Source organism: Streptomyces sp. NPDC006450 (assembly GCF_040612195.1).
Classification (GTDB): domain Bacteria; phylum Actinomycetota; class Actinomycetes; order Streptomycetales; family Streptomycetaceae; genus Streptomyces.
The window spans coordinates 97,583-115,772 of the sequence record NZ_JBEXPT010000003.1 but is presented as its reverse complement, the minus strand read 5'-3'; the positions used below and the strand labels follow the sequence as shown (position 1 = coordinate 115,772).

Annotated in this window: 11 protein-coding genes; 10 read left to right on the top strand and 1 reads right to left on the bottom strand. The window is 67.1% G+C overall.

What is annotated here, in order from left to right:
• Positions 1-3: 3 nt before the first annotated feature.
• From rplK to ABZY57_RS02445, 7 genes are all read left to right on the top strand, one after another.
• A complete protein-coding gene (gene rplK / locus ABZY57_RS02475; RefSeq protein WP_053682632.1) occupies positions 4-438 on the top strand; it encodes a 50S ribosomal protein L11 in 435 nt (144 codons plus the stop codon).
• Between the two features lie 86 nt (positions 439-524).
• Positions 525-1,253: a 50S ribosomal protein L1 gene (gene rplA, locus ABZY57_RS02470; protein ID WP_243333339.1), complete on the top strand. Its 729-nt coding sequence runs from the start codon at positions 525-527 to the stop codon at positions 1,251-1,253.
• 227 nt (positions 1,254-1,480) lie between these two features.
• A complete protein-coding gene (locus ABZY57_RS02465; protein WP_356507315.1) occupies positions 1,481-2,425 on the top strand; it encodes a hypothetical protein in 945 nt (314 codons plus the stop codon).
• A gap of 274 nt (positions 2,426-2,699) precedes the next feature.
• Entirely contained in the window at positions 2,700-3,230 is a 531-nt protein-coding gene (gene rplJ / locus ABZY57_RS02460) for a 50S ribosomal protein L10 (RefSeq protein WP_356507313.1), read from the top strand.
• Between the two features lie 110 nt (positions 3,231-3,340).
• Positions 3,341-3,724 (top strand): 50S ribosomal protein L7/L12, encoded by a 384-nt coding sequence (rplL, locus tag ABZY57_RS02455; RefSeq protein WP_266880604.1) that lies wholly within the window; start codon positions 3,341-3,343, stop codon positions 3,722-3,724.
• 588 nt (positions 3,725-4,312) lie between these two features.
• Positions 4,313-7,795 carry a DNA-directed RNA polymerase subunit beta gene (gene rpoB, locus ABZY57_RS02450; RefSeq protein ID WP_254387396.1) on the top strand — a complete coding sequence of 1,161 codons (3,483 nt, stop codon included), beginning with the start codon at positions 4,313-4,315 and terminating at the stop codon, positions 7,793-7,795.
• Between the two features lie 97 nt (positions 7,796-7,892).
• Positions 7,893-11,792 carry a DNA-directed RNA polymerase subunit beta' gene (locus ABZY57_RS02445; RefSeq protein WP_243333344.1) on the top strand — a complete coding sequence of 1,300 codons (3,900 nt, stop codon included), beginning with the start codon at positions 7,893-7,895 and terminating at the stop codon, positions 11,790-11,792.
• Positions 11,793-11,879: 87 nt separating this feature from the next.
• On the opposite strand, the gene ABZY57_RS02440 is transcribed toward ABZY57_RS02445, so the two are convergent.
• Entirely contained in the window at positions 11,880-14,354 is a 2,475-nt protein-coding gene (locus ABZY57_RS02440) for a YfhO family protein (protein ID WP_356507310.1), read from the bottom strand.
• A gap of 729 nt (positions 14,355-15,083) precedes the next feature.
• On the opposite strand from ABZY57_RS02440, the gene rpsL reads away from it, so the two are divergent.
• Genes rpsL through fusA form a run of 3 tightly spaced genes read left to right on the top strand, consistent with a single transcriptional unit; the run spans position 15,084 to position 18,098 of the window.
• Entirely contained in the window at positions 15,084-15,455 is a 372-nt protein-coding gene (gene rpsL / locus ABZY57_RS02435; RefSeq protein WP_007265893.1) for a 30S ribosomal protein S12, read from the top strand.
• Between the two features lie 3 nt (positions 15,456-15,458).
• On the top strand, positions 15,459-15,929 hold the full coding sequence (gene rpsG / locus ABZY57_RS02430; protein WP_215023410.1) for a 30S ribosomal protein S7: 471 nt from the start codon (positions 15,459-15,461) through the stop codon (positions 15,927-15,929).
• A gap of 39 nt (positions 15,930-15,968) precedes the next feature.
• A complete protein-coding gene (fusA, locus tag ABZY57_RS02425) occupies positions 15,969-18,098 on the top strand; it encodes an elongation factor G (protein WP_356507307.1) in 2,130 nt (709 codons plus the stop codon).
• The last annotated feature ends 92 nt before the right edge of the window (positions 18,099-18,190 follow it).

The window sequence follows — 18,190 nt, the reverse complement described above, 5'->3', positions numbered from 1 at the left end:
GCAATGCCTCCCAAGAAGAAGAAGATCACGGGGCTTATCAAGCTCCAGATCAAGGCCGGTGCGGCCAACCCGGCTCCGCCGGTCGGCCCCGCGCTCGGTCAGCACGGCGTCAACATCATGGAGTTCTGCAAGGCCTACAACGCCGCGACCGAGTCGCAGCGTGGCATGGTCGTGCCGGTGGAGATCACGGTCTACGACGACCGCTCCTTCACCTTCATCACCAAGACGCCGCCGGCCGCGCGCCTCATCCTGAAGAGCGCCGGCGTGGAGAAGGGCTCTGGCGAGCCGCACAAGACGAAGGTCGCGAAGCTTACGCGTGACCAGGTTCGCGAGATCGCCACGCTCAAGATGCCTGACCTGAACGCCAACGACATCGACGCGGCCGAGAAGATCATCGCCGGCACCGCGCGTTCGATGGGCATCACGGTCGAAGGCTGATTCAGCCACCCCAGCACCACAGTGGTAGGGCCAAGCGCTGGTCCGCACCACGACTCCACACCTGAAGCCACAACACAGGAGCAGAAGTGAAGCGCAGCAAGACTCTCCGCGCTGCGGACGCCAAGGTCGACCGGGAGAAGCAGTACGCCCCGCTCGAGGCCGTCCGTCTCGCCAAGGAGACCTCCACCACGAAGTTCGACGGCACCGTCGAGGTCGCCTTCCGCCTGGGTGTAGACCCGCGCAAGGCCGACCAGATGGTCCGCGGCACCGTGAACCTCCCGCACGGCACCGGCAAGACCGCCCGGGTCCTGGTCTTCGCGACCGGTGACCGTGCTGCGGCCGCGGAAGCCGCCGGCGCCGACATTGTCGGCGACGACGAGCTCATCAACGAGATCGCCAAGGGCAACCGCCTCAACGAGTTCGACGCCGTTGTCGCCACGCCGGACCTCATGGGCAAGGTCGGCCGCCTCGGCCGCGTGCTCGGTCCCCGTGGCCTGATGCCGAACCCGAAGACCGGCACCGTCACGATGGACGTCGCGAAGGCTGTCACCGAGATCAAGGGTGGCAAGATCGAGTTCCGCGTCGACAAGCACTCGAACCTGCACTTCATCATCGGCAAGGTCTCCTTCTCCGATGAGCAGCTGGTCGAGAACTACGGCGCGGCCCTGGACGAGATCCTTCGTCTGAAGCCGTCCGCCGCGAAGGGCCGCTACATCAAGAAGGCCGCCCTCAGCACCACGATGGGTCCCGGCATCCTGCTGGACTCCAACCGCACCCGGAACCTCCTCGTCGAGGAAGACCCGGCCGCGGTCTGATCAGCCCCGGGCCCTCGGGCTCTGAGCCTCACGGCTCGCTGAACGGTCGAATCCGGGCCCTTCGCCCCCTTCCAGGGGGGCGGGGGGCCCGGTTTTTTTGTCCGTGCGCGTCGCCGCGCCGCGCCTAACCTGCTCGACAGGCGATCCACACGTGGTTCACAGTGAACTGCCTGCGATGCGCAGGCAGTTTGCGATCGTTCCGCAGTGCCGTATCCAAGGGGTGGGGAATGAAGAAGAAATCCGTATGGACGCGTGCCGGTGTCTCGGTGGCCGCGGTCACCGTCATGGTCGGCGTCGCGGGATGTCAGGACGGCGCCACGAAGGCCGCGGACGAGCCCGCGGCGCAGTCTCCGGCCCCGGCGAAGCAGAGCCCCGCGGAGGCCGTCCAGGCCGCCTACAAGAAGACGGCGGCGGCGAAGTCGGCCAAGGTCCGCATGACGATGTCGCTGCCGGCGGACAGCAAGGCCGGTGGCGGCACGATGGAGCTTTCCGGGGTCCAGGGGTGGGACCCGGCCGTCATGGACATCACCATGAAGGGCTCGATGTTCAAGGACCTCGCCGCCGCGGGCGGCGGGGAGGTCCCCGAAGCCATCCGCATGGTGGTCGCGAACAACGTCATGTACATGGACATGGGCACCGCGAACGCCGCGCAGCTGGACGGCAAGCGCTGGATGAAGCTGGACCTGGACGCCGCCGCGAAGGCCGGGGGCGCGGGCCCTGCCGACCTCGGCGGCCTGGGCGGCATGAGCAGCATGAACCAGGATCCGGCCCAGCAGATCGCGCTCCTGCTCGACTCGAAGAACCTCAAGCACGTCGGCACCGAGCAGGTCGAGGGCGTCAGCGCGGAGCACTACCAGGGCACGCTGAGCTTCGAAGAGATGCTCGCCGCCAACGAGTCCTCCAAGGTGCTGTCCGAGGCCGACCGCACGGCGCTGATCGAGACCGTCCGGAAGGCCGGCCTCAAGGGCTACGACACGAACCTCTGGGTCAACAAGGACGGCTACCCGGCCCGCATGAGCGTCTCCATGGAGATGGCCGGAGGCAAGATCGACCTGGACGCCTACTACTCGGACTACGGCTCGGCGGCGGCCGTGCAGCCCCCGGCCGACAGCGAGACCTTCGACCTCTTCGCGATGCTCAAGGAGATGGGCGGGGCGGGCGCGGGGGCCTGACCCCGGCCGGCCGCCGGCCGGCGGGCTGACCGATTTGCCTGACCGGCGAACGGTCACGTACTCTTCCGGAGAAGCCAAAGACCGCTGGTCGTTGCCGTGCCCGCAAGGGGGCGGTGGCCGAAGGATCCGCTAACGACGGACGTCCTGCGCAGGTGTTCAAGGAAAGTTCCCGGACTCGTTCCGGTTGAGCTACGCCCTGGCGCCTGCGCCGGGGCGTTTCGTATTTATGCCCCTTCTGAGCGGTCCTCATCACCCGGAAGGAGGCCGACGCACTATGCCGACGCCCAACAAGGCTGCCGCGGTAGCCGAGCTCACGGACCAGTTCCGCGACTCGAACGCCGCCGTGCTGACCGAGTACCGGGGTCTCACCGTCGCGCAGCTCAAGACGCTGCGTCGCTCTCTCGGTGAGAACGCCCAGTACGCCGTGGTGAAGAACACGCTGACCAAGATTGCGGCCAACCAGGCCGGGATCACCGCGCTGGACGAGCACTTCGCTGGTCCCACCGCGGTCGCCTTCATCACCGGTGACCCGGTGGAGTCGGCGAAGAGCCTGCGTGACTTCGCCAAGGAAAACCCGAACCTCATCATCAAGGCGGGTGTCCTTGATGGTAAGGCGCTCACCGCCGATGAGATCAAGAAGCTTGCGGACCTCGAGTCCCGCGAGGTTCTGCTCAGCAAGCTGGCCGGCGCGTTCAAGGGCAAGCAGTCTCAGACTGCCTCGCTCTTCCAGGCGCTGCCGTCGAAGTTCGTCCGCACTGCGGAAGCGCTTCGCGTCAAGCTCGCCGAGCAGGGCGGTGCCGAGTAATTCGGCTCGCGCACTGATCCACGCCGCCTAGTGCGTGGGTCAAAGCGGGCCGTTACGCCCGCCTCTATATACATCCGGCACCTGCCGATTTAGTGGAAGGATCGCCCATCATGGCGAAGCTCAGCCAGGAAGACCTGCTCGCTCAGTTCGAGGAGCTCACCCTCATCGAGCTCTCCGAGTTCGTGAAGGCGTTCGAGGAGAAGTTCGACGTCACCGCCGCCGCGGCCGTCGCCGTTGCCGGCCCCGCCGCCGGTGGCGCTGCCCCCGAGGCCGCTGAGGAGCAGGACGAGTTCGACGTCATCCTCGAGGGCGCTGGCGACAAGAAGATCCAGGTCATCAAGGTCGTGCGCGAGCTCACCTCCCTGGGCCTCAAGGAGGCCAAGGACCTCGTCGACGGCGCTCCGAAGCCGATCCTCGAGAAGGTCGCCAAGGAGGCCGCTGACAAGGCTGCCGAGTCCCTCAAGGCTGCCGGCGCGTCTGTGACCGTCAAGTAACACCTCTGGGGCCCTCCTGGGCCCCATTCAAGGGGCGATCACCCGTAAGGGTGGTCGCCCTTTGGCGTACTCGGAGTGCCTGACTTGCCCCGGTCTCGTTGGGGAGTAGGGTGATCATCGTTGCTCTGCGGCAGGGTCCTTCGGTGATCCGCTCGGAGCAGGGGGCCTTGACGAACGGGACGCGGCGCGCAATTCTCAGATCCGTCGCGAGATCGACAGGCCCGATCCGAGATCCGAGGCATGGATCGGGTCCACATCGGGCATGGATCGACTACGAAGAGGGCAGTACTGTTACGCGCTCTGTATGCGGAGCCGAGCGGGACGCAAGGTTGTTTCAACGACATGGGGAAGGCCTGTTGCCGGTTTCCGGAAACCTGGTCTGGACATCAGTGAGCCTAGTGGCTACACTGACCCTTTGCGCTGCCTGTTAGCTGCCCCCTGCCCGTCGCCAGGGGCATGCCCACGCATGAGCACACTTGATTGAACGGCCCTGAGCTGGTCCTTTGACCAGATGGGGGGCGCTTGTCTTCTGTGTCAGCTGGGACCGGTACGCGCGTAGTGAGTCCGAGCCCTCGGAAGGACCCCCTCTTGGCCGCCTCGCGCAACGCCTCGACCAATACGAACAACGGTGCCAGCACCGCCCCGCTGCGCATCTCCTTTGCAAAGATCAAGGAGCCCCTCGAGGTTCCGAACCTCCTGGCGCTGCAGACCGAGAGCTTTGACTGGCTGCTCGGCAACGCCGCCTGGAAGTCTCGCGTCGAGTCGGCGCTTGAGAGCGGACAGGACGTTCCCACCAAGTCCGGTCTGGAAGAGATCTTCGAGGAGATCTCGCCGATCGAGGACTTCTCCGGGTCGATGTCGCTGACGTTCCGCGACCACCGTTTCGAGCCGGCGAAGAACTCGGTCGACGAGTGCAAGGACCGCGACTTCACGTACGCGGCGCCGCTTTTCGTCACTGCCGAGTTCACGAACAACGAGACCGGAGAGATCAAGTCTCAGACGGTCTTCATGGGCGATTTCCCGCTCATGACCAACAAGGGCACCTTCGTCATCAACGGCACCGAGCGTGTCGTCGTGTCGCAGCTCGTCCGTTCCCCCGGTGTCTACTTCGACTCCTCCATCGACAAGACGTCCGACAAGGACATCTTCGCCGCCAAGATCATCCCTTCCCGGGGTGCCTGGCTCGAGATGGAGATCGACAAGCGCGACATGGTCGGTGTTCGCATCGACCGCAAGCGCAAGCAGTCCGTCACCGTCCTCCTGAAGGCTCTCGGCTGGACCACCGAGCAGATCCTCGAGGAGTTCGGCGAGTACGAGTCCATGCGCGCCACCCTGGAGAAGGACCACACCCAGGGCCAGGACGACGCGCTGCTCGACATCTACCGCAAGCTGCGTCCGGGCGAACCGCCGACCCGCGAAGCCGCTCAGACGCTGCTCGAGAACCTCTACTTCAACCCGAAGCGCTACGACCTCGCGAAGGTCGGCCGCTACAAGGTGAACAAGAAGCTCGGCGCCGACGAGCCGCTGGACGCCGGCGTGCTCACCACCGACGACGTCATCGCGACCATCAAGTACCTGGTCAAGCTGCACGCCGGTGAGACCGAGACCATCGGTGAGTCGGGTCGTTCGATCGTCGTCGAGACCGACGACATCGACCACTTCGGCAACCGTCGTCTGCGCAACGTCGGCGAGCTCATCCAGAACCAGGTCCGTACGGGTCTGGCTCGTATGGAGCGCGTCGTCCGCGAGCGGATGACGACCCAGGACGTCGAGGCGATCACGCCGCAGACCCTGATCAACATCCGGCCGGTCGTCGCCTCCATCAAGGAGTTCTTCGGCACCAGCCAGCTGTCGCAGTTCATGGACCAGAACAACCCGCTGTCGGGTCTCACCCACAAGCGCCGTCTGTCGGCGCTCGGTCCGGGTGGTCTGTCCCGTGAGCGGGCCGGCTTCGAGGTCCGAGACGTCCACCCGTCGCACTACGGCCGCATGTGCCCGATCGAGACCCCTGAAGGCCCGAACATCGGTCTGATCGGCTCGCTCGCGTCCTACGGCCGCGTCAACGCGTTCGGCTTCGTCGAGACCCCGTACCGCAAGGTCATCGACGGTGTCGTCACCGACGAGGTCGACTACCTGACGGCCGACGAGGAAGACCGCTTCGTCATCGCCCAGGCCAACGCCGGCCTGTCCGACGACATGCGCTTCACCGAGAACCGCGTGCTGGTTCGCCGTCGTGGCGGCGAGATCGACTACATCGCCGGCGGCGACGTCGACTACATGGACGTCTCCCCGCGCCAGATGGTGTCCGTCGCGACCGCGATGATCCCCTTCCTGGAGCACGACGACGCCAACCGTGCCCTCATGGGCGCGAACATGATGCGCCAGGCCGTTCCGCTCATCAAGGCGGAGGCGCCGCTCGTCGGCACCGGCATGGAGTACCGCTGTGCGGTCGACGCCGGTGACTCGATCCGTGCGGAGAAGGACGGTGTCGTCCAGGAGGTCTCGGCCGACTACATCACCGTCGCCAACGACGACGGCACGTACACCACGTACCGCGTCGCCAAGTTCTCCCGCTCGAACCAGGGCACCTCGGTCAACCAGAAGGTCATCGTCAACGAGGGTGACCGGATCATCGAGTCCCAGGTCCTCGCCGACGGTCCTGCGACCGAAGAGGGCGAAATGGCCCTCGGCAAGAACCTGCTCGTCGCGTTCATGCCCTGGGAAGGTCACAACTACGAGGACGCGATCATCCTGTCGCAGCGCCTCGTGCAGGACGACGTCCTCTCCTCGATCCACATCGAGGAGCACGAGGTCGACGCCCGTGACACCAAGCTGGGCCCCGAGGAGATCACCCGGGACATCCCGAACGTCTCCGAGGAGGTCCTGGCGGACCTCGACGAGCGCGGCATCATCCGCATCGGTGCGGACGTAGTCGCCGGCGACATCCTGGTCGGCAAGGTCACGCCCAAGGGCGAGACCGAGCTGACCCCGGAAGAGCGCCTGCTCCGCGCGATCTTCGGTGAGAAGGCCCGCGAGGTGCGTGACACCTCGCTCAAGGTTCCTCACGGTGAGATCGGCAAGGTCATCGGTGTCCGCGTCTTCGACCGCGAGGAGGGCGACGAGCTTCCCCCGGGCGTGAACCAGCTGGTCCGCGTCTACGTCGCCCAGAAGCGCAAGATCACCGACGGTGACAAGCTCGCCGGCCGCCACGGCAACAAGGGTGTCATCTCCAAGATCCTTCCGATCGAGGACATGCCCTTCCTTGAGGACGGCACGCCGGTCGACATCATCCTGAACCCGCTGGGTGTCCCGTCCCGAATGAACCCGGGACAGGTCCTGGAGATCCACCTCGGCTGGCTCGCCAGCCGCGGCTGGGACGTCTCCGGCCTCGCGGAGGAGTGGGCCGAGCGACTGAAGGCCATCGGCGCCGACCGCGTCGAGCCCGGCACCAACGTCGCCACCCCGGTGTTCGACGGTGCCCGTGAGGACGAGCTCGCCGGCCTGTTCGAGCACACGATCCCGAACCGCGACGGGGACCGTCTGGTCCTCCCGTCCGGCAAGGCGCGTCTGTTCGACGGCCGCTCCGGCGAGCCGTTCCCGGAGCCGGTTTCGGTCGGCTACATGTACATCCTGAAGCTCCACCACCTGGTCGATGACAAGCTCCACGCTCGGTCGACCGGTCCGTACTCGATGATCACGCAGCAGCCGCTGGGTGGTAAGGCGCAGTTCGGTGGCCAGCGCTTCGGTGAGATGGAGGTGTGGGCGCTCGAGGCTTATGGCGCCGCTTACGCCCTCCAGGAGCTGCTGACCATCAAGTCCGATGACGTGACCGGCCGCGTGAAGGTCTACGAGGCCATCGTCAAGGGCGAGAACATCCCCGAGCCGGGCATTCCCGAGTCCTTCAAGGTGCTCATCAAGGAAATGCAGTCGCTCTGCCTCAACGTGGAGGTGCTGTCCTCGGACGGCATGTCCATCGAGATGCGCGACACCGACGAGGACGTCTTCCGCGCGGCGGAGGAGCTCGGTATCGACCTGTCCCGGCGTGAGCCGAGCAGCGTCGAAGAGGTCTGACGGGCCTGACGGGGGGCTCGCTCAAGAGCCCCCCGTCATCCCCGGGACCGTTCAGACCATGATTGAGACTCGACCCCGAAAGAGGGATTGACGCACAGTGCTCGACGTCAACTTCTTCGACGAGCTGCGGATCGGCCTTGCCACCGCGGACGACATCCGAACCTGGTCCCACGGCGAGGTCAAGAAGCCGGAGACCATCAACTACCGCACCCTCAAGCCCGAGAAGGACGGACTCTTCTGCGAGAAGATCTTCGGTCCGACCCGGGACTGGGAGTGCTACTGCGGTAAGTACAAGCGTGTCCGCTTCAAGGGCATCATCTGTGAGCGTTGTGGCGTCGAAGTCACGCGCGCCAAGGTGCGCCGCGAGCGGATGGGCCACATCGAGCTTGCCGCTCCCGTCACCCACATCTGGTACTTCAAGGGCGTCCCGTCGCGCCTCGGATACCTGCTGGACCTCGCGCCGAAGGACCTCGAGAAGGTCATCTACTTCGCCGCGTACATGATCACGTTCGTGGACGACGAGCGCCGCACCCGCGACCTCCCGTCCCTGGAGGCGCACGTCTCCGTCGAGCGCCAGCAGATCGAGAACCGTCGCGACTCGGACCTCGAAGGCCGCGCCAAGAAGCTCGAGACCGACCTGGCCGAGCTCGAGGCCGAGGGCGCCAAGGCCGACGTACGCCGCAAGGTGCGCGAAGGTGCCGAGCGCGAGATGAAGCAGCTCCGTGACCGCGCCCAGCGCGAGATCGACCGCCTCGACGAGGTGTGGGCCCGCTTCAAGAACCTCAAGGTCCAGGACCTCGAGGGCGACGAGCTGCTCTACCGCGAGCTGCGCGACCGCTTCGGTACGTACTTCGACGGCTGCATGGGCGCCGCGGCGCTCCAGAAGCGTCTGGAGTCCTTCGACCTCGACGAAGAGGCCGAGCGCCTCCGCGAGATCATCCGTACCGGCAAGGGCCAGAAGAAGACCCGTGCGCTCAAGCGCCTCAAGGTCGTCTCCGCGTTCCTGCAGACCAGCAACAAGCCCAAGGGCATGGTTCTGGACTGCGTGCCGGTGATCCCGCCGGACCTGCGTCCGATGGTGCAGCTGGACGGTGGCCGCTTCGCGACCTCCGACCTGAACGACCTGTACCGCCGCGTGATCAACCGCAACAACCGTCTGAAGCGCCTCCTCGACCTCGGTGCCCCCGAGATCATCGTGAACAACGAGAAGCGCATGCTTCAGGAGGCCGTCGACGCCCTCTTCGACAACGGTCGTCGTGGTCGTCCGGTGACCGGTCCCGGTAACCGTCCCCTGAAGTCCCTCAGCGACATGCTGAAGGGCAAGCAGGGTCGTTTCCGTCAGAACCTTCTCGGTAAGCGCGTGGACTACTCCGCGCGTTCCGTGATCGTCGTCGGTCCCCAGCTGAAGCTGCACCAGTGTGGTCTGCCCAAGGCCATGGCGCTGGAGCTCTTCAAGCCGTTCGTGATGAAGCGCCTGGTCGACCTTAACCACGCGCAGAACATCAAGTCGGCGAAGCGCATGGTCGAGCGCGGCCGCACGGTCGTCTACGACGTGCTCGAAGAGGTCATCGCCGAGCACCCGGTTCTGCTGAACCGTGCGCCCACGCTGCACCGCCTCGGCATCCAGGCCTTCGAGCCCCAGCTGGTCGAAGGCAAGGCCATCCAGATCCACCCGCTCGTCTGCACCGCGTTCAACGCGGACTTCGACGGTGACCAGATGGCCGTGCACCTGCCGCTTTCGGCAGAGGCGCAGGCCGAGGCCCGCATCCTGATGCTGTCCTCGAACAACATCCTGAAGCCGGCAGACGGTCGTCCCGTCACCATGCCGACCCAGGACATGGTGCTGGGTCTGTTCTTCCTCACCACCGATGGCGAGCTCCGCGACGTCAAGGGCGAGGGCCGTGCGTTCGGCTCGACCGCCGAGGCGACCATGGCGTTCGACAACGGCGAGCTGGCTCTCCAGTCGGCCGTGGACATCCGCTTCCCGGTGGGCACCATCCCGCCGCGCGGCTGGGTGGCCCCGATCGCCGAAGAGGGCGAGCAGGAGTTCCAGCCGGGCGACAGCTTCCGTCTGAAGACGACCCTGGGTCGCGCGCTCTTCAACGAGCTGCTGCCCGAGGACTACCCGTTCGTCGACTACTCGGTGGGCAAGAAGCAGCTCTCCGAGATCGTCAACGACCTGGCGGAGCGCTACCCCAAGGTGATCGTGGCGGCGACGCTCGACAACCTGAAGGCGGCCGGCTTCCACTGGGCGACCCGTTCGGGCGTCACCGTGGCCATCTCCGACGTCGTCGTGCCCGAGGCCAAGAAGGCCATCGTCAAGGGCTACGAGGAGCTGGACGAGAAGGTCCAGAAGCAGTACGAGCGCGGTCTGATCACCAAGGACGAGCGCACGCAGGAGCTCATCGCGATCTGGACCAAGGCGACCAACGAGGTTGCCGAGGCGATGAACGCGAACTTCCCCAAGACGAACCCCATCTTCATGATGGTTGACTCGGGTGCCCGAGGAAACATGATGCAGATGCGACAGATCGCCGGTATGCGTGGTCTGGTGTCGAACGCGAAGAACGAGACCATCCCGCGTCCGATCAAGGCGTCCTTCCGTGAGGGCCTCACCGTTCTGGAGTACTTCATCTCCACGCACGGTGCCCGTAAGGGTCTGGCGGACACCGCCCTGCGTACCGCCGACTCGGGTTACCTCACCCGTCGTCTGGTGGACGTCTCGCAGGACGTCATCATCCGCGAGGAGGACTGCGGCACCGAGCGCGGCCTGAAGCTGAAGATCGCCGTTCGCGGCGAGGACGGCGTGCTGCGCAAGGCCGACGACGTCGAGACCTCGATCTACGCCCGCATGCTGGCCGAGGACGTCGTCATCGACGGCAAGGTCATCGCGCCGGCCAACGTCGACCTCGGTGACGTCCTCATCGACGCCCTGGTCGCCAACGGCGTCGAGGAGGTCAAGACCCGCTCGGTCCTGACCTGTGAGTCCGCGGTCGGCACCTGTGCCTTCTGCTACGGACGCTCGCTCGCCACCGGCAAGCTGGTCGACATCGGTGAGGCGGTCGGCATCATCGCCGCCCAGTCCATCGGTGAGCCCGGTACCCAGCTGACGATGCGTACCTTCCACACCGGTGGTGTGGCCGGTGACGACATCACGCAGGGTCTGCCGCGTGTCGTCGAGCTCTTCGAGGCCCGTACCCCGAAGGGTGTCGCCCCGATCTCCGAGGCCGCCGGCCGCGTGCGGATCGAGGAGACCGAGAAGACGAAGAAGATCGTCATCACGCCCGACGACGGCAGCGAGGAGACGGCCTTCCCGATCTCCAAGCGCGCCAAGGTCATCGTCGGCGAGGGCGACCACGTCGAGGTCGGCCAGAAGCTGACCATGGGTGCCACCAACCCGCACGACGTGCTGCGCATCCTCGGCCAGCGTGCGGTCCAGGTCCACCTGGTCGGCGAAGTCCAGAAGGTCTACAACTCGCAGGGCGTGTCGATCCACGACAAGCACATCGAGATCATCATCCGGCAGATGCTCCGCCGCGTGACGATCATCGAGTCCGGCGACGCGGAGCTCCTGCCGGGCGAGCTCGTCGAGCGGTCGAAGTTCGAGACCGAGAACCGTCGTGTGGTCACCGAGGGCGGTCACCCCGCCTCCGGCCGTCCGCAGCTGATGGGTATCACCAAGGCCTCGCTCGCGACCGAGTCCTGGCTGTCGGCGGCGTCCTTCCAGGAGACGACCAGGGTTCTGACGGACGCGGCGATCAACGCCAAGTCCGACTCCCTGATCGGCCTCAAGGAGAACGTCATCATCGGTAAGCTCATCCCGGCCGGTACGGGCCTCGCCCGCTACCGCAACATCCGGGTCGAGCCGACCGAGGAAGCCAAGGCCGCGATGTACTCGGCCGTCGGCTACGACGACATCGACTACTCGCCCTTCGGCACCGGCTCCGGCCAGGCCGTCCCGCTGGAGGACTACGACTACGGCCCGTACAACGGCTGAGTCCGCTAGGTAGTACGAAGAAGCCCCCCGCCGCTCCGAGAGGAGAGGCGGGGGGCTTCTTCACGTCCTGGATCAGGCCGGCGCGGATCAGGACCCGGTGCGGCGGCGGCGCAGGCCCGCCACGGTGACCGAGGCCAGGGCCAGGAGGCCGAGGGTGGCCCCGGCGAGGCCGGGGGTGAGGCCCTCGGGGGTGAAGGTGCAGGAGAGCTTCCTCGTGCCCTGGGGGATGTCCAGGGCGACCAGGCCGTGGAAGCTCTTCACGGGGGCCGAGCACCGCCAGCCGGGGATCGCGGTCATCGCGAAGACGGCGGTGCCGGAGGCATCCTTCGGGAGGGTCGCCTCGATGGTGTGGCCGCCCGCGCGGACCTGGGTGGCGCCCGTGGCCCTGAGGCGGCCGACCCTCGCGGCGAGCGCGGCCCGGTCCAGGCAGCCGACGGGGTGCTCGCCGGCGGTGCCGCCCCGCGTACGGGTCCGCACGGTGACGTCGACCCGGCCGGAGGCGGGGACCCCGCCCAGGCGCAGAACTCCTGCCATCCGGTCCTCCAGGGGCCTCTCGGCGCCTCCGTAGGAGACGGTGCCGTACAGCCGGGGGGAGTACCAGAAGGCTTCGGAGCCGGGGGCGCACCGGGCGGTGTAGCGCTGCCGCGCGGCGTTGCCGCCGCTGGTGACGGGCGGGACCCGGTAGACGGTGGCGCCGAGGACCTGCTCCTGGCGGGCGTAGACGCCGGCCGGGGGGTTGGGGGAGGTGTACGGGGCGCTGCGGACGGTGACCAGCGGCGGCGCGGGGAACGTGCGGGCCGTCCAGCTGTTCTTCTCCGGGCCGGGCTCGGCGCGGGCGCCGATCGAGAAGATCGCGTCCAGGACGGGATGGTCGGCGCCGAAGATGGTGCGGCCGTCGTTCTTGTGGCCGTAGCCGAGGGGTTCGAGGGCCTCGTAGGTGGCCTCGGGGAGGTAGCTGCTGTAGTACTGCGGGCCCTGCGCCCGAAGAGCGAGCGCGTCGTTGTACGAGGTCTGCGGGCCGCCCGGGTCGGTGCGGTAGGCGGGCCAGCCGTCGACCGAGCGGACGGCTTCGAAGTGGTTGGTGATCGACCGGCTGGAGGTGGCGATCGGCTTCGCCCAGCGTTCGCGGGCGCGGCGGGCGTCCGCATGGGCCGCGGCGGCGGTGGATTCGGCGAAGACGGCGCCGACCATGAGGACCGCGGCCACGGGAACCAGTACGCGCTGCTTCTCGCCGAGGCCCAGCAGGAGCAGCGCCAGGAGCGAGACCGCGCCGCCGCCCAGGACGGCCGGCCAGGTGGCGCCGCCGAAGTCGTCGGTGTGGCGCAGCAGGAAGGTGGCGGCGACCAGCAGGGCCGCCGTCAGGGCCAGGTGCCGCGGGCGCGGCCGGTTGGCCAGGGACAGCCAGGCGAGGACCACCACCATGCCGCTGAACACGAAGGTCTCGCGGTACGGGTTGCCGTTGGGCACCGCCAGCCCGTGCCATGCGTACTGGGTGGGCGGGAACTGGAAGGAGAGGACGACGAGGAGGGCGGCCCCGGTCCATGCCAGGCGGGTCCTGCGCGCGATCGCCGTGTTGAGGAGGAAGGACCCGGCCAGGATCAGGCCGAGCGAGGCCACGTACAGCCGGGGCCGGCCGCCCCACAGGTGGGTGCCGGGGAGCATGCCCGTCAGGAAGACCTCGATCCGGACGGGATCGAAGGCGGCCGCCCTGGTGGGCTGGGCCGCCCCGCTGGAGAGGAACGCGGGCAGGAGCAGGGGGAGCGTGAGCAGGATGCCCGTCACGGCGGCCGTCGCGGCCCGCCACACGGCGCGCAGCCGCTGGGCTCCGGTCAGCTCCAGGACGACCAGGCGGACGGCGAGCAGCACGCACGCGGCCGTCGTCGCCATCATCGCGGTGTAGAAGTTCCCGAACCAGGCGAGCGCGACCAGCAGGGCCACGCCCGGCCAGCGGCGGTCCTCCAGGCACCACTCGACGGCGATGCCCAGGAGCGGGAGCGCGGCCAGGCCCCACATCCACATGGGGATGTACGAGGCGTCGCTGAGCGCCCAGCCGCACAGCCCGTAGACGGCTCCGAGTGCGCCCCGCTGCCACCACGGGCCGGCGTGGAGCTTGCCGAGGTAGACGGCCATCAGGGCGGCGGCGGTGCCCATCGTGACCGGGGTGATCGCGAAGACGGCGAGGTCCACGTGGGCGCGGGGGACGAGGACGGCCAGCCAGGAGAAGGGGTTGCCGAGGTAGGTGTGGTAGTCGGACAGGAACTGCTGGCCGAAGCCGCCGTGCCAGGTGAAGAGCAGGTCGCCGGCGGCCCTGCCGTGCACCAGGTCCCACAGCGCCCGGTGGAAGGGGACGTACTGGTTGGCCTGGTCGTTGACGGCCCGGCCGGTGTCGCCGAAGGGGAAGGTGCCCCGGGACACCCAGGACGCGCAGAAGGCGCCCGAGGCCGTGAGGAACGCGAGGAGCGGGCCGTAGAAGCGCGCGGCTCGGCGCGACGCGGGCCGGGGCCGGGCCTGACCGGGGGGTGGACTGCTCTGCGTCGCGGGCTCGACGGCCAAGATCCCCAAGGGTCTGCTCCCTGCGTCTGTCGAGGTCCGGGGCGGGTCCGGTCGCGGCGCCGACGGGGGCCCCGCTGGCCCGCGAGCCGGCGGTCGGTCCGGTCGCCGCGCCGGAATCCGGAGGGTCGGCGATCCGTCGGCCCGGGCGAATCGGGCCCCCATCGTGTCGGTCGGCCGCTCCCGTCCCGGGCCGCCGACGGCCCGGGGCAGGGCGGGGGACGCCGGCGGCGCGGTCCGGGGCGGGGAGCGGGGCGGTGGAGCCGGGGTGGTCCGGACGCGTGTGCGCAGGGTGGGCGCGCCGGCCCCGGACAGGGGGGTTCCACCTTTCGGTGGAGCACGGGGGGTGCGGTTGCCGGCCGGAACGCGGGGCACCGAGGGTGTGGGAACGAGGGGAAGCGGAGGCTTCCGCTTAGCACATGTGCACCACGGCCGCACGTCGCAGGGGCCGCATCCCGGCTTCGGCCTTGTGGCGACTGGCCACATGGCCCTTCGGGCTGCCGGGGCCGGGGCTTTTGTTTTGACCGGAGTGGATGCGGTAGGTACGCTCAGACCTTGTGCCTGGGGTGTGCCTGGGCTCCTGTGCGTGTCCATCAACCGCACGTGAGCCGTATCAGCCACCGCGATTCATGCGTTTCCGCGCTTGCGTGGAGGTCCGCCGGATCCGACACACCCGACCGCGTGGGTCGGCAAATGTTCCAGGTTAGCTTCACTACACGGCACACAGAAACCGGAGAAGTAGTGCCTACGATCCAGCAGCTGGTCCGTAAGGGCCGGCAGGACAAGGTCGAGAAGACAAAGACCCCCGCGCTCGAGGCTTCGCCCCAGCGTCGCGGCGTCTGCACGCGTGTGTTCACGACCACCCCGAAGAAGCCGAACTCGGCGCTGCGTAAGGTCGCGCGTGTGCGTCTGACCTCTGGCATCGAGGTCACCGCTTACATTCCGGGTGAGGGACACAACCTGCAGGAGCACTCGATCGTGCTCGTGCGTGGTGGCCGTGTGAAGGACCTGCCGGGTGTTCGTTACAAGATCATCCGCGGTGCGCTTGACACCCAGGCTGTCAAGAACCGCAAGCAGGCCCGCAGCCGCTACGGCGCCAAGAAGGAGAAGTAAAAAATGCCTCGTAAGGGCCCCGCCCCGAAGCGCCCGGTCATCATCGACCCGGTCTACGCATCTCCTCTGGTGACGTCGCTCATCAACAAGATCCTCCTGAACGGCAAGCGCTCCACCGCCGAGCGCATCGTTTACGGCGCCATGGAAGGCCTCCGCGAGAAGACCGGCAACGACCCGGTCATCACGCTGAAGCGCGCGCTGGAGAACGTCAAGCCGTCGCTCGAGGTCAAGTCCCGTCGTGTCGGTGGCGCCACCTACCAGGTGCCGATCGAGGTCAAGCCGGGTCGTCAGTCGACCCTCGCGCTGCGCTGGCTCGTGGGTTACTCCCGCGCCCGCCGCGAGAAGACGATGACCGAGCGCCTCATGAACGAGCTGCTCGACGCCTCCAACGGTCTTGGCGCTGCCGTCAAGAAGCGCGAGGACACGCACAAGATGGCCGAGTCCAACAAGGCCTTCGCGCACTACCGCTGGTAGTCCCAACCCACATCGAGACCGAGAGAAGACTGAGCCGATATGGCTACCACTTCGCTTGACCTGGCCAAGGTGCGCAACATCGGCATCATGGCTCACATCGACGCGGGCAAGACGACCACCACCGAGCGCATCCTGTTCTACACCGGTGTGTCGTACAAGATCGGTGAAGTCCACGACGGCGCTGCCACGATGGACTGGATGGAGCAGGAGCAGGAGCGCGGCATCACGATCACGTCTGCCGCGACGACCTGCCACTGGCCGCTCGAAGACGTCGACCACACCATCAACATCATCGACACCCCGGGTCACGTGGACTTCACGGTCGAGGTGGAGCGTTCGCTCCGCGTCCTCGACGGTGCCGTCACCGTGTTCGACGGTGTCGCCGGTGTGGAGCCGCAGTCCGAGACCGTTTGGCGTCAGGCGGACCGCTACGGCGTCCCGCGCATCTGCTTCGTCAACAAGCTGGACCGCACGGGCGCCGAGTTCCACCGCTGTGTCGACATGATCAAGGACCGCCTCGGTGCGGTTCCGATCGTCATGCAGCTCCCCATCGGTGCCGAGATGGACTTCCAGGGCGTTGTCGACCTGGTCACCATGAAGGCGTTCGTCTGGTCCGCCGAGGCGACCAAGGGCGAGATGTACGACATCGTCGACATCCCGGCCACGCACACCGAAGCCGCTGAAGAGTGGCGTGCGAAGCTCGTCGAGACCGTCGCCGAGAACGACGACCAGATCATGGAGCTGTTCCTGGAGGGCGTCGAGCCCACCGTCGAGCAGCTGCACGACGCCGTGCGTCGCATCATCATCGGCTCCAAGGGCGACAAGGGTGCCACCGTCACCGCGGTGTTCTGTGGCACGGCGTTCAAGAACAAGGGCGTTCAGCCCCTGCTCGACGCCGTCGTCCGCTACCTCCCGTCGCCCCTGGACATCGAGGCCATCGAAGGCCACGACGTCCGGGACGCCGAGGTCGTCGTGAAGCGCAAGCCCTCGGACGACGAGCCCCTCGCGGCGCTCGCGTTCAAGATCATGCGTGACCCGCACCTCGGCAAGCTCACCTTCGTCCGGGTTTACTCGGGCCGCCTGGAGGCCGGCACCTCGGTGCTGAACTCCGTCAAGGGCAAGAAGGAGCGCATCGGCAAGATCTACCGCATGCACGCGAACAAGCGTGAAGAGATCGAAGCGGTGGGCGCCGGTGACATCGTCGCCGTCATGGGCCTGAAGCAGACCACCACCGGTGAGACGCTGTGTGACGACAAGGCACCCGTGATCCTGGAGTCCATGGACTTCCCGGCTCCGGTCATCCAGGTCGCCATCGAGCCCAAGTCCAAGGGTGACCAGGAGAAGCTGGGTGTCGCCATCCAGTCTCTCGCGGAGGAGGACCCCTCCTTCCACGTTCACTCGGACGAAGAGACCGGCCAGACCATCCTCGGCGGTATGGGCGAGCTGCACCTCGAGGTGCTGGTCGACCGTATGAAGCGCGAGTTCAAGGTCGAGGCCAACGTCGGCAAGCCGCAGGTCGCTTACCGCGAGACGATCCGCCAGACGGTGGAGCGTCACGACTACACCCACAAGAAGCAGACCGGTGGTACCGGTCAGTTCGCCAAGGTGCAGATCGCGATCGAGCCGATCCTCGAGGCCGACGGTCCGGCGTACGAGTTCGTGAACAAGGTCACCGGTGGCCGCATCCCGAGGGAGTACATCCCCTCGGTCGACGCGGGTGCGCAGGAAGCCATGAAGTTCGGCATCCTCGCCGGCTACGAGATGACCGGCGTCCGCGTCATTCTTCTCGACGGTGGCTACCACGAGGTCGACTCCTCCGAGCTCGCCTTCAAGATCGCCGGTTCGCAGGCGTTCAAGGAGGCCGCGCGCAAGGCTTCTCCCGTGCTCCTCGAGCCGATGATGGCCGTCGAGGTCACCACGCCGGAGGAGTCCATGGGTGACGTCATCGGTGACATCAACTCCCGTCGTGGCCAGATCCAGGCCATGGAGGAGCGTCACGGTGCTCGCCTCGTGAAGGGCCTCGTGCCCCTCTCGGAGATGTTCGGCTACGTCGGAGACCTCCGCAGCAAGACCTCGGGTCGCGCCAGCTACTCGATGCAGTTCGACTCCTACGCCGAGGTTCCCCGGAACGTCGCTGAGGAGATCATCGCGAAGGCCAAGGGCGAGTAACTCTTCCGAGTACACGCTTTAGGCTTGTCACCGGAGCCTCTGGGGCAACAGGAGCAACCCTCCCGTTGCCCCGGGGAACCGGCTTTCCAGCA